The sequence below is a fragment of the Helicobacter pylori SA221C genome, assembly GCF_000476855.1.
In the GTDB taxonomy this organism is placed as follows: domain Bacteria; phylum Campylobacterota; class Campylobacteria; order Campylobacterales; family Helicobacteraceae; genus Helicobacter; species Helicobacter pylori_DK.
On the sequence record NZ_CBPT010000005.1, the window covers coordinates 12,501 to 25,340 of the forward strand.

General features: G+C 38.6%; 13 protein-coding genes and 1 pseudogene. 9 read left to right on the forward strand and 5 right to left on the reverse strand.

Annotated features, from left to right (window positions below; genetic code table 11):
• Positions 1-99: 99 nt before the first annotated feature.
• The 5 genes from QU01_RS03770 to mltG all read right to left on the reverse strand — a co-directional run bounded on the left by QU01_RS03770 (position 100) and on the right by mltG (position 4,126).
• Positions 100-660, reverse strand: coding sequence for a 2-oxoacid:acceptor oxidoreductase family protein (locus QU01_RS03770; RefSeq protein ID WP_000388033.1), 561 nt, complete (start codon positions 658-660; stop codon positions 100-102).
• Positions 660-1,481, reverse strand: coding sequence for a 2-oxoglutarate ferredoxin oxidoreductase subunit beta (locus QU01_RS03775; protein WP_000885323.1), 822 nt, complete (start codon positions 1,479-1,481; stop codon positions 660-662). Before QU01_RS03775 ends, QU01_RS03770 begins: the two co-directional genes overlap by 1 nt.
• A gap of 1 nt (position 1,482) precedes the next feature.
• A complete protein-coding gene (locus tag QU01_RS03780) occupies positions 1,483-2,610 on the reverse strand; it encodes a 2-oxoglutarate synthase subunit alpha (RefSeq protein WP_033756399.1) in 1,128 nt (375 codons plus the stop codon).
• Positions 2,610-2,951, reverse strand: a complete 342-nt coding sequence (locus QU01_RS03785) for a 4Fe-4S dicluster domain-containing protein (RefSeq protein ID WP_001096895.1) — start codon at positions 2,949-2,951, stop codon at positions 2,610-2,612. The genes QU01_RS03780 and QU01_RS03785 overlap by 1 nt, the downstream gene beginning before the upstream one ends.
• Positions 2,952-3,136: 185 nt before the next feature.
• Positions 3,137-4,126, reverse strand: a complete 990-nt coding sequence (mltG, locus tag QU01_RS03790; RefSeq protein WP_033762378.1) for an endolytic transglycosylase MltG — start codon at positions 4,124-4,126, stop codon at positions 3,137-3,139.
• Between mltG and QU01_RS03795 the strand changes: the two genes are divergently transcribed.
• The 9 genes and pseudogenes from QU01_RS03795 (at position 4,044) to QU01_RS03835 (ending at position 12,836) form a co-directional block, all read left to right on the forward strand.
• Positions 4,044-6,977 (forward strand): DUF3971 domain-containing protein, encoded by a 2,934-nt coding sequence (locus QU01_RS03795; protein WP_033762377.1) that lies wholly within the window; start codon positions 4,044-4,046, stop codon positions 6,975-6,977. The two genes, mltG and QU01_RS03795, sit on opposite strands and share 83 nt — an antisense overlap.
• 1 nt (position 6,978) lies before the next feature.
• A complete protein-coding gene (locus QU01_RS03800) occupies positions 6,979-7,209 on the forward strand; it encodes a FeoA family protein (protein ID WP_000174139.1) in 231 nt (76 codons plus the stop codon).
• A gap of 2 nt (positions 7,210-7,211) precedes the next feature.
• The gene (nth, locus tag QU01_RS03805; protein WP_033762376.1) at positions 7,212-7,862 is read left to right on the forward strand and encodes an endonuclease III; all 651 of its coding nucleotides are present in this window, start codon (positions 7,212-7,214) and stop codon (positions 7,860-7,862) included.
• 81 nt (positions 7,863-7,943) lie between these two features.
• Positions 7,944-8,315, forward strand: a complete 372-nt coding sequence (gene fliN, locus QU01_RS03810; protein WP_001115284.1) for a flagellar motor switch protein FliN — start codon at positions 7,944-7,946, stop codon at positions 8,313-8,315.
• Complete coding sequence (locus tag QU01_RS03815; protein WP_033762374.1) at positions 8,312-9,193, forward strand: hypothetical protein; 882 nt, start codon at positions 8,312-8,314, stop codon at positions 9,191-9,193. The genes fliN and QU01_RS03815 overlap by 4 nt, the downstream gene beginning before the upstream one ends.
• Positions 9,177-10,151, forward strand: coding sequence for an energy transducer TonB (locus QU01_RS03820; RefSeq protein ID WP_001114790.1), 975 nt, complete (start codon positions 9,177-9,179; stop codon positions 10,149-10,151). The genes QU01_RS03815 and QU01_RS03820 overlap by 17 nt, the downstream gene beginning before the upstream one ends.
• 9 nt (positions 10,152-10,160) lie before the next feature.
• Positions 10,161-11,180, forward strand: a complete 1,020-nt coding sequence (gene pyrC, locus QU01_RS03825) for a dihydroorotase (RefSeq protein WP_033762372.1) — start codon at positions 10,161-10,163, stop codon at positions 11,178-11,180.
• A pseudogene (locus tag QU01_RS03830) lies at positions 11,156-12,275 on the forward strand (3-deoxy-d-manno-octulosonic acid hydrolase subunit 2). The gene pyrC and the pseudogene QU01_RS03830 overlap by 25 nt, the downstream one beginning before the upstream one ends.
• 6 nt (positions 12,276-12,281) lie before the next feature.
• A complete protein-coding gene (locus tag QU01_RS03835; RefSeq protein WP_033762397.1) occupies positions 12,282-12,836 on the forward strand; it encodes a 3-deoxy-d-manno-octulosonic acid hydrolase subunit 1 in 555 nt (184 codons plus the stop codon).
• Positions 12,837-12,840 lie beyond the last annotated feature (4 nt).

Here is a 12,840-nt window from a genome sequence, read left to right on the forward strand (position 1 = left end):
CAAAGCCCCTTTTTAGAGCTTGAGTTATCTTGAACCCATCGCAATCAAGTTCTCAAAAATTTATTAAGAAAATCAATTCAAAACAAGAGTTTAGAGCCATTAAGCCCTAACTTTCAAAGCTTCTAAAGCATGTTTTTTGCCAATTTCAAAGGCTTTTTTGTTCGTTTCAGCGACTTTTGCAGGGACTTTTTTAAGCATGGTGTCTAGCACGATATTTTCTTCTACGCATTTAGTAAGCTCCACGGTAATGGCTAACGCCACCACAGATTGCGTGATAATGTTACCCACTTCATCTTTAGCGATACTAATGATAGGGATTTTATAAATTTGATACTTTTCTTCATCTTCTTTAGTAGGGGTTACCAAATTGGGATCAATGACAACGATACCGCCTTGTTTAATATCGCTTTTAAACTGGTTGTAGCTGATTTGAGCGACTGAAAGCATGAAATCAATCTCGCCCTCTTTAGCATAAGGGAAAATAATTTCATCTTTATCTAGCAAAATATCCACTTTAGTGGGCCCTCCACGCACTTGCGAAGTGTAGGTGGAAGTCTTAGTGCCATAGCCCCCACTCACGATCTTAGCTTCAGCTAAAATCTCTCCCGCTAACAGCACGCCTTGCCCTCCAACGCCCGTAAATCGTAATTGCGCTTCCATTATTGTTTTCCTTGTGCTTTTTCAATGATTTCTTGATACGCTTCGCAATATTCCTTCCTGTCCGTGTCATGCTTTAAAACGCCTGTAGGGAATTTATCCACCCTTTCTTCAGGGCTCATGGCTTCAAATTGGCGTTTGCTCACCAATCGGCTTTCCATCCATTTTAGCATTTGAGACGCTTCGCCCATTTTATTCTTACGCCCTAAATTGATATGGCAATTACTATGGACATCAAAGAAGCTAAAACCCTTGTGCGAGAAACCTTCTTTAAGCACTTTTTCTAATTTCTGAGGGTCTAAAACGCTCTCTCTAGCCACAAAGCTCGCCCCAGCAGCGGTGGTTAAAGCGCATGGGTCAAATTGGTTATCAATATTCCCCCATTGAGCCGTAACCGTCCACATGCCATTAGGCGTGGTGGGCGAAGTTTGGGAGTTGGTCAAACCATAAATGAAATTATTCACTAAAATAAAATTCAAATCAATGTTTCTTCTGCATGCATGCATGGTGTGATTGCCTCCAATAGCAAAGCCATCGCCATCACCAGAAACCACGATCACATGCTTACTAGGGTTAGCCATTTTAATCCCTGTCGCATACGCTACGGCCCTGCCATGCGTGGTATGAACGGTGTTGCAATTCACATATGAACTCATACGCCCGCTGCAACCAATCCCGCTCACCAAACACACATCATCCATTTTCCAACCTAAAGCGTCAATCGTGCGGATAATGGATTTTAAAATCACGCCATCGCCACAGCCCCAACACCACAAAGTGGGTATTTTATCCACACGCAAATATTCATCATAATTAAACGCCATTTTAAAGCTCCTTCAACTTTGCGATGATTTGTTTGGGCGAAATCGTGCGCCCATTGGCTTGCCCAAAGAAATGCACCTTTCTTTGCATAGCCCTTTCAATTTCTTCTAAATACTGCCCTTTATTCAATTCAATCACAAGGATTTTTTCGTATTTGTCCCCTATTTCTTTCAAGCGTTTAGCCGGGCTTGGCCATAAGGTTTTAGGCCTGAAAAAGCCGACTTTTTGCTTGCTCTCTTTGTTGTAATCTTTCAAGGCTTCTTTAACCGCTAGAGAAACCGAACCATAAGCGATGATAATAATTTCAGCACCCTCTAAATCCATTTCCTCATTTTCATTGATAATGTCTTGTTTGGATTCAATCTTATTAAATAATCTGTCAATCAAATCCCCCCCGATTTTAGCGTCTTCAGTAGGAAAGCCAATAGGCCCATGGTGCAAGCCTGAAACATGGTAGCGATAGCCTTTAAAGAAAGGGTTTAAGACAGCCGGCTCATCTTGCGCGACCCCATAAGGTTTGTAGTCTTTTTTATCGCCCACAAATTCCTTACGATTAATGGTCATCTTTTGCACTTCTTCTAAATCCGGGATTTGCACCTTGCCATACATATGCCCCACGGTTTCATCCATGAGCAAGAATACAGGAGTCATGAGCATTTCAGCCAAATTGAACGCGCGAACGGTCTCTGTGTAAGCTTCTTCCAAACTAGCAGGAGCGAGCGCAACGGCTTTAAAATCCCCATGTATGGGGTGTCTTAAAAAATTCACATCGCCTTGAGCCACACGAGTGGGCATTCCGGTTGATGGGCCTGAACGCATCACATCAGCGATCACTAAAGGGATTTCTGCCATGAAAGAATAACCGATTTGCTCCACTTTCAATGAAATACCAGGCCCAGAGCTTGCTGTCATAGACTTCGTCCCGCTCATGCTCGCTCCTAAAGACACGCTAATCCCGCTGATTTCATCTTCCATTTGGATAAAATGGCCGCCGCATTTGGGTAAAGCCACGCTCATCGCATGCATAATATCCGAACTTGGCGTGATAGGATAGCCCCCAAAAAACCGACACCCCACTTCAATCGCCGCTTTAGCGACTAATTCATTCCCATCAGAAATAATCTCACGCATTACTTGCCTCTCCCTTCTAAAATAGTCTCTTCTAAGAGCATGTATTTATTGGCCTTAACCTTTTCGCTTCTTTCTTGGGCTTCTTTAGAAACTTTAGCGAATTTGAAATCCTTCCTGTCAGCCACATAAATCGCAAAATCCGGGCAGTGCAACTCGCATTGCACGCAACCGATACAGCTCTCTGGGTAGGCTACTTTGGCCACTTTTCCAAGCACCCTTTCTTTTTCAATCCCCATGCCAAGAACCCCAGCAGGGCATACCGATACGCAAATATCACAACCCTTACACCTGTCTTCATTCACCCAAACGGCAACCCCATCTGGAGCGCTCATTTTAGCCATTCATTCTCCTTTGTGCTAAAAGCTGTATTTTAAAGCCCTAGCAATCAAAATTTGCCTAAAATTGTAGCAAGCCTTTTTTAATAAAATCTAAAATGCTTTAATAGTAGGAACTTAAAATTAAAATGAGAAAATACTAAACACTTTTTACTCAATTTAAAAGAAAAAACGCCCCATTTACCTTAATTTTAAAAATGATTATTAGAAAGATTAATGTTTTTTAAATGCTCCTTATAAGTCGCGCTGAAAGCATGTTTTTTATCCGGCATTTTCACAAAATACAAGAAATCTGTTTTTTTAGGGAAAACCACGGCTTTGATTGCTTCTAGGCTCACGCTCCCTACAGGATTTTTAGGCAAGCCCTTAAATTTATAGGTGTTATAGGGGGTGTTATCGGTTTTAATGCGTGCTTTGGTTACTTTAGCGTGTGAAAATTCCTGATAATTCAAAGCCCCATCCATTTGCAAAGGCATGCCTTTTTTCAAGCGGTTAAAAATCACGCTCGCAATCAAGGGCATTTCTTCAACATTAGCGGCTTCTTTTTGCACAATGGAAGCGAGAATGATTTTTTCAAACCACTCTTCTTTATGGTAGTATCCAAGCCATTGTTTGCTTAAAGCTTCGTGTTTTTTGAGAGATTGACTGATCAAAGTTTGCATGATTTTAAAAGCGTCCTCCCCTAAAGGCAAATGATAAGTGTCTGGCCATATCACCCCATCTTCTATCACAGCGCCATTCAATCGTGGAGCGATGCTTTCATAAGCCTGATTGAGATCGCTTGTTTCTAGTTGGTAAGTCTCGCTCAAAATTTGCGTGAAAAAATAGCGGGTTTCTCCAGGGATTAGAGTCGCGCTTTTTTGCGCCGCTTTCGCTTTAATCAAACGGACTAAAAAATCCCCCTTTCTTAAAGCCCCATCGCCCATATCAATATAACCTTTTTTAGGCATGCCAATTAAGCGTAAAAAAAGCAAATCCAAAGCGTTCATATCCACGCCTTGCTCTTTTAAAGAAAAAAACACTTTTTTGAGCGAACCTTGCGGGACAACCACCACTTTGTTAGGATAAATTGGTATACTTAGATAAAAAAGAATACTAATGAATAAAAGAAAACATGTATCCAAGAAAGTATTTAATGTCATTATCTTGTTTGTGGCAGTATTCACTCTTTTAGTTGTCATTCACAAAACCCTTTCAAACGGCATTCACATACAAAATTTAAAAATCGGGAAGCTTGGCATTTCTGAATTATACTTAAAACTTAACAACAAGCTTTCTTTAGAAGTTGAACGCATTGATCTCTCTTCTTTCTTCCATCAAAAACCCACTAAAAAGCGTTTAGAAGTTTCTGATCTGATTAAAAATATCCGTTATGGCATCTGGGCGGTGTCTTATTTTGAAAAACTTAAAGTCAAAGAAATCATTTTAGACGATAAAAACAAAGCCAATATCTTTTTTGATGGGAATAAATACGAGTTGGAATTTCCAGGAGTCAAAGGGGAATTTTCCCTAGAAGACGATAAAAATATCAAGCTTAAAATCATCAATCTGCTTTTTAAAGACATTAAAGTCCAAGTGGATGGCAACGCCCACTATTCACCTAAAGCTAGAAAAATGGCGTTCAATTTGATTGTCAAGCCTTTAATCGAACCCAGTGCTGCAATTTATTTGCAAGGGCTAACCGATTTAAAAACCATAGAATTAAAAATTAACACTTCTCCAATGAAAAGCCTAGCGTTTTTAAAGCCTCTTTTCCAACGCCAATCGCAAAAAAATTTAAAAACATGGATTTTTGACAAGATCCAATTTGCTAGCTTTAAGATTGATAACGCTTTAATCAAAGCTAATTTCACTCCCAGCGAGTTTGTCCCATCGCTTTTGGAAAATTCTGTAGTTAAAGCCACTTTGATTAAACCTTCAGTCGTTTTTAATGATGGCTTATCGCCCATTAAAATGGATAAAACCGAATTGGTTTTCAAAAACAAACAGCTTCTCATACAGCCCCAAAAAATCACTTATGAAACCATGGAATTAACCGGCTCTTACGCCACTTTTTCCAATTTGTTAGAAGCCCCCAAGTTGGAGATTTTTTTAAAAACGACCCCTAATTATTATGGCGATAGCATTAAGGATTTATTGAGCGCTTATAAAGTCGTTTTACCTTTGGATAAAATCAGCATGCCATCTAGCGCGGATTTGAAACTCACCTTACAATTCTTGAAAAACACCGCCCCCTTATTTAGCGTTCAAGGTAGCGTTAATTTGCAAGAAGGCACTCTCTCGCTCTATAATATCCCCCTTTATACGCAAAACGCTAATATAAGCTTAGATATTACCCAAGAATACCAATACATTTACATAGAAACTACCCACACCCGCTATGAAAACATGCTGGATTTAGACGCTAAAATCGCTTTAGATTTGAATAAAAAAACCCTTTCTTTGGATTCTTTAGTCCATAAAATACGATTCAACACTAACAATAGTGTCAACATGCGTTCTTATGGCTTGAATAACGACCAAAATAACCCACAGCCCACTAAATTTTCTTTGGATTTAAAAAGCTTGCATTCTATCATTCAAGAGGGTGAAAACTCAGAGGTGTTTAGAAGAAAAATCATAGACACCATTAAAGCCCAAAGTGAAGACAAATTCACCAAAGATGTTTTCTACGCTACAGGAGACACTCTTAAAAACCTTTCTTTGAATTTTGATTTTTCTAACCCCAACCACATGCAATGGAGCGTGCCGCAACTTTTATTAGAGGGTGAATTTAAAGATAACGCCTATGTTTTTAGAATCAAAGATTTGAAAAAAATCAAGCCCTATTCCCCTATTATGAAATATTTCGCCTTAGAAGATGGCTCTTTAGAAGTTTCTACGAGCGATTTTATCAATATTGATTTTTTCGCTAAAGATTTGAAAATCACTTTACCCATCTATCATAGCAACGGCAAGCAGTTTAATTCCCTCTCTTTATTTGGATCTATTAATAAAGATGAAATTTCTGTCTATACTCCAAGCAAAAGCATATCCATAAAAGTTAAGGGGGATCAAAAGGATATTACCCTTAATAACATTGATTTGAGTATTGATGATTTTTTAGATAGTAAGATGCCAGCGATTGCGGGATTATTCTCCAAAGAACGAAAAGAAAAGCCTAGCTCTAAAGAAATCCAAGATGAAGATATTTTCATTAGCGCCAAACAACGCTATGAAAAAGCCCACAAAATTATCCCTATTTCTACACGCATTCATGCTAAAGATGTCGTGTTGATCTATAAAAAAATGCCTTTTCCTTTAGAAAATCTTGATATTGTCGCTCAAGATGACAGAGTGAAAATTGATGGCAACTATAAAAACGCCATGATCATGGCGGATTTAGTGCATGGGGCTTTGTATCTTAAGGCCCATAATTTCAGCGGGGATTATATCAATACCATCCTCCAAAAAGATTTCGTAGAAGGGGGCTTATTCACGCTTATTGGAGCTCTTGAAGATCAGGTTTTCAATGGCGAATTGAAATTCCAAAACACAAGCTTAAAGAATTTCGCCCTCATGCAAAATATGATTAATCTCATCAACACCATTCCCTCTCTCATTGTCTTTAGGAATCCTCATCTAGGGGCTAATGGCTATCAAATCAAAAAAGGGTCTGTTGTTTTTGGGATTACTAAAGAATATTTAGGGTTAGAAAAAATTGATCTTATCGGTAAAACGCTTGATATTGCTGGCAATGGGATCATTGAATTAGACAAAAACAAATTGGATTTGAATTTAGAAGTTTCCACTATCAAGGCTTTGAGTAATGTTTTAAATAAAATCCCTATTGTGGGCTATCTTGTCTTAGGAAAAGGAGGCAAAATCACCACTAACGTGAATGTCAAAGGCACGCTAGATAAGCCTAAAACTCAAGTAACTTTAGCATCAGATATTATCCAAGCGCCTTTTAAAATCTTGCGCCGTATTTTCACACCCATTGACATCATCGTAGATGAAGTCAAAAAAAACATTGATTCAAAAAGGAAGTAAAATGACGCTCAATGAAGCCATTAAAGACAAAGTTTATGAAATCGTAGAAATCGCTAACTGCGATGAAGCCCTTAAAAAACGCTTCCTCTCTTTTGGTATCCATGAAGGGGTTCAATGCACCCTTTTGCATTATTCCATGAAAAAGGCCACGCTTTCGGTTAAAATCAACCGCATTCAAGTGGCTTTAAGATCCCATGAAGCGCAATACCTTGTCATCAAAGAAAGCGTGTGAAAATGGGTTTAAAACGCGCTAAAACTCACCAAAAAGCCCAACAAATCAAAGAGTTGCTCTTAAAACATTACCCCAACCAAACCACCGAATTGTGCCATAAAAACCCCTATGAATTGTTAGTGGCTACCATTTTAAGCGCTCAATGCACGGACGCTAGAGTGAATCAAATAACGCCCAAGTTATTTGAAAAATACCCGAGCGTGAATGATTTAGCGCTCGCTTCTTTAGAAGAAGTTAAAGAGATCATCAAATCCGTTTCTTATTTTAATAATAAAAGCAAGCATTTAATCAGTATGGCGCAAAAAGTGGTTAGGGATTTTAAGGGCGTTATCCCCTCTACGCAAAAAGAATTGATGAGCCTAGAGGGCGTGGGGCAAAAAACCGCTAATGTGGTGCTTTCAGTGTGTTTTGATGCAAATTATATAGCGGTAGATACCCATGTGTTCCGCACGACACACCGATTAGGTTTAAGCAACGCTAACACGCCCATTAAAACCGAAGAAGAACTCAGCGATCTTTTTAAAGACAACCTGTCCAAACTCCACCATGCTTTAATCTTGTTTGGCCGCTACACCTGCAAGGCTAAAAACCCCTTATGCGGCGCGTGTTTTTTAAAGGAATTTTGCGTTTCTAAGGCTAGCTTTAAAGCGTAGTGGCTTTATTTGTTATAAAATTTATAGTAAAATTAAGATTTCATAATCAAAGTCAAATCATTCTTGAAAGAGTAGAGTTTAATGCCAGAAACAGAAGCTAATAAGTTGAAAATAGCCGAAAAAGAAAAAGAGAAAGCGAATAAAGAAAGAGAATTAGAGCTTTCCACTTATTTAGAAGAACTCATTTGCGATTATAAAAATCTTTTAGACATGGAGATTGTTTTTAGCGCGGAACTTGGCTCTACACAAATCCCTTTATTGCAAATTTTGCGTTTTGAAAAAGGCTCTGTGATTGATTTGCAAAAACCCGCCGGAGAGAGCGTGGATACTTTTGTGAACGGGCGGGTTATTGGTAAGGGTGAGGTGATGGTTTTTGAAAGGAATTTAGCCATTCGTTTGAATGAAATCCTTGATTCTAACGCCATTGTGTATTATCTCGCTAAAAATTCATGAGATTGTTGTTCTTGTTACTGAGCGCTACTTTGATGTTACTGGCTGAAGAAAAAATACCTTTAAATGATGACGCCCCCATTAAATTGGTTCATTGGCAAAATGCATTAAAAGAAATCCAACCTGATTCAAACGCTCTAACAACACCACCTATAAAAGCCGTGCAAACCACGCTCACTTTTGAAACGCCTTTTAACAAAACGCCTAAAATCATGGAAGTTGAAGGGCAAAAGGTGATCGTTTTAAAAAACGCTAAACTAGATTCTAAAAAAATGATGGATTTTAAAGAAGCCTCTTTGAATGCCTTAGAAATGTTTTCCTATCAAAATGACATCTACCTCTTGTCTAAAAAAGCTAAAGCGGAATTAGAAATCCAAGCTTCAAACAGCAAGGATAAAAAACAGCTCCGCTTTCTTTTTTTGCCTAAAGGTTTTCATTTAGCCCCACCGCCTAACCTGAAAGAAAAATCTCAGCATGCCAATCTCGCAAGCCAAGATGAAAAAGAGCGAGCCAAAAACCCCTCAAACGCTCTAGAGTTAAAACCCCCACTGGATTTAAGCCATGCTTACAAGGCGCTAGCGGTTATTGCTGCCTTACTCTTAATATTGTATATAATCAAAAAAAAAATTGTTCCCACACAAAGGTCTTTTTCTGCAAAAGATTTTAAGTTAGAAGTTAGTGTTTTGGGTCGTGTTGGTGCGAACCATAAAATCATTTCCATAGAAACTAATAAGGAGCGTTACTTGGTCTTACTAAGCGATAAATACGGCCTGCTTTTAGACAAAATAAGCCCAAAAACATCTAAAGAAGAACTGATTAAAGAAGCTGAAAATAATATAAAGAATTCAAAATTAGGAAATTTATATGCCGGAAAATTCTAAACTACAACCTGCTAAATTAGGGAAAAATTTTGATCCTGTGGATCATTCTAATAGGAATTTTTTCTTTTCTCTCATTCTGTCTGTATTGTTGCACTGGTTGATTTATTTTTTATTTGAACACAGAGAAGATTTTTTTCCTTCAAAACCCAAGCTCGTTAAATTAAATCCTGAAAATTTATTGGTTTTAAAAAGAGGCCATTCGCAAGATCCCAGTAAAAACAACCCGGGCGCTCCTAAACCCACGCTGGCTGGCCCTCAAAAACCCCCAACACCCCCCACCCCACCCACACCCCCAACTCCGCCAACCCCACCAAAACCTATAGAAAAGCCAAAGCCTGAGCCTAAACCAAAGCCCAAACCAGAACCCAAAAAGCCCAACCACAAACATAAGGCTCTTAAAAAAGTGGAAAAAGTGGAAGAGAAAAAAATAGTAGAGGAGAAAAAAGAAGAGAAAAAAATCGTAGAGCAGAAAGTAGAACAAAAAGTAGAGCAGAAAAAAATAGAAGAGAAAAAACCTGTCAAAAAAGAATTTGACCCTAACCAGCTTTCTTTCTTGCCTAAAGAAGTTGCACCACCCAGAAAAGAAAATAATAAAGGCTTGGATAACCAAACCAGAAGGGATATTGATGAATTGTATGGCGAAGAATTTGGGGATTTAGGCACAGCCGAAAAAGATTTCATCAGGAATAATTTAAGGGATATTGGGCGCATCACGCAAAAATATTTAGAATACCCTCAAGTAGCGGCTTATTTAGGGCAAGACGGGACGAATGCGGTAGAGTTTTACTTGCACCCTAATGGCGATATTACCGATCTTAAAATCATCATTGGCTCTGAATACAAAATGCTTGATGACAACACCTTAAAGACCATTCAGATCGCTTATAAGGATTACCCACGCCCCAAAACTAAAACCCTCATTCGTATTAGAGTGCGTTATTACTTAGGAGGCAATTAAGGAGACAGCATGGAAATCACGCTTTTTGACCCCATAGACGCCCATTTGCATGTGCGAGAAAACGCGCTTTTAAAAGCGGTATTAAGATATTCTAGCGAGCCTTTTAGCGCTGCGGTGATCATGCCTAATCTCAGTAAGCCCTTGATTGACACTCCAACCACCCTTGAATATGAAGAAGAAATTTTAAACCATTCTTCAAACTTCAAGCCTTTAATGAGTTTGTATTTTAATGACGACTTGACTTTAGAAGAACTGCAACGCGCTCACGAAAAAGGCATTAAATTTTTAAAACTCTACCCCAAAGGCATGACCACAAACGCGCAAAACGGCACTTCGGATTTGTTGGGTGAAAAGACTTTAGAGGTTTTAGAAAACGCCCAAAAATTAGGCTTTATTTTATGCATCCATGCAGAACAAGCTGGGTTTTGTTTGGATAAAGAATTTTTATGCCATAGCGTTTTAGAAACTTTTGCCCTTTCATTCCCTAAACTCAAAATCATTATAGAGCATTTGAGCGACTGGCGCAGTATCGCTTTGATTGAAAAGCATGACAACCTCTATGCGACTTTAACTTTACACCATATCAGCATGACTTTAGATGATTTATTAGGGGGGAGTTTGAACCCGCATTGTTTTTGCAAGCCTTTAATCAAAACCAAAAAAGACCAAGAAAGGCTTTTATCCCTTGCTTTAAAAGCCCACCCTAAAATCTCTTTTGGCTCTGATAGCGCTCCGCATTTCATTTCTAAAAAGCATAGCGCTAACATCCCGGCGGGCATCTTTTCTGCCCCTATTTTGTTGCCTGCGTTGTGCGAACTTTTTGAAAAACACGACGCTTTAGAAAACTTGCAAGCCTTTATCAGCGATAACGCTAAAAAAATCTATGCGCTAGACAATTTGCCAGCTAAAAAAGCGCGTTTGTCTAAAAAACCCTTTATAGTCCCTACACACACGCTTTGCTTGAATGAAAAAATCGCTATCTTAAGAGGGGGCGAAACGCTATCTTGGAACCTTCAAGAAATCGCCTAAAGCATGCCGCCTTTTTCGTGGGGCTTTTTATCGTTTTATTTTTAATTATAATGAAGCGCCAAACCCCCCCCCTATGCTTTTGCACACAATCAAACCCTTGTTACTCAAAACCCCCCCTATTTCACGCAACTCACTATCCCTAAACCAAATAACGCTTTAAGCGTGCATGCGAGCGCTTTAATCAGCTTGCCTAATGATAATCTTTTGAGCGCTTATTTTAGCGGCACTAAAGAAGGGGCAAGAGATGTGAAAATCAGTGCGAATCTTTTTGATGGCAAGACTAATCGCTGGAGCGAAGCCTTCACTATTTTAACTAAAGAAGAGCTTTCTCATTATTCGCATGAATACATCAAAAAACTAGGTAACCCTTTACTTTTTTTGCATGACGATAAAATTTTGTTGTTTGTCGTAGGGGTGAGCATGGGCGGATGGGCCACTTCTAAAATCTATCAACTTGAAAGCGTTTTAGAGCCGATTCATTTTAAGTTTGTGCGAAAACTCTCTTTAAGCCCTTTTTTAAACTTAAGCCATTTGATAAAAAATAAACCCTTAAGCACCACTGATGGCGGTTTTATGCTACCGCTCTATCACGAATTAGCCACCCAATACCCCTTGTTGTTGAAATTTGACAAACAAAATAACCCAAGAGAGCTTTTAAGGCCTAATGCCCTAAACCACCAGCTCCAGCCAAGCCTGACCCCCTTTAAAGATTGCGCTATCATGGCGTTTAGAAACCATTCTTTTAAAGATAGCCTCATGCTAGAAACCTGTAAAACCCCCACCGCTTGGCAAAAACCCATGCTTACGAATTTGAAAAACTTGAATGACGCTTTGAATTTGATCAATTTAAACAAAGAATTGTATTTGATCCACAACCCTAGCGATTTATCACTGCGTCGTAAAGAACTCTTGCTTTCTAAATTAGAAAACCCAAACTCTTTTAAAACCTTAAAAATTTTAGATAAAGCGGATGAAGTGAGTTACCCAAGCTATAGTCTTAACTCTCATTTTATAGATATTGTCTATACCTACAACCGCTCTCATATCAAACACATCCGTTTTAATATGGCTTATTTAAAATCCCTTCTCAAGTGATTAATGATGCTTATATCTTCTTCTTACACGCTGAGTTTTATATGGCTTTTTTTAATTTTCTTTTTTTTCAAAAATAAGCCATTGGGTTTAAGGTTTTCGCTCTCTTTTATAAGCGTGATTTTAAGCAATATCGCTTTTAAAGACTCTCTATCGCTCAACGCCTTTTTAAGCAGTTTTACAGCCCCCTTAAGCCCCTTTAGCTGTCTTTTGATCCTTGCGTATGCGCTCTTTTCTTGCCGCTTCCTCCAAAAACCTCCTTTAGAAACCTTGCAATCTTATAGCGTCATGCTGTTTTTCAATCTGTTGCTTTTGACAGATATTTTAGGGTTTTTGCCTTTTTCAATTTATCATCATTTCATGGCTTCTCTTATTTTTAGCGTGCTTTTTTGTGGCAGTTTATTTTTAAGTAGCCCCTTATTAGGCGTGATCGCTTTAGTAGCGTTATCCAGTTCGCTTTTGATGCGTTCTAATTTTCAAATCTTAGATTCTTTATTGGATTTCCCCTTGCTTCTTTTTGTCTTTTTTAAGACTTTATCTCTTGTTAAAAAAAGGTTGTATTAACGCT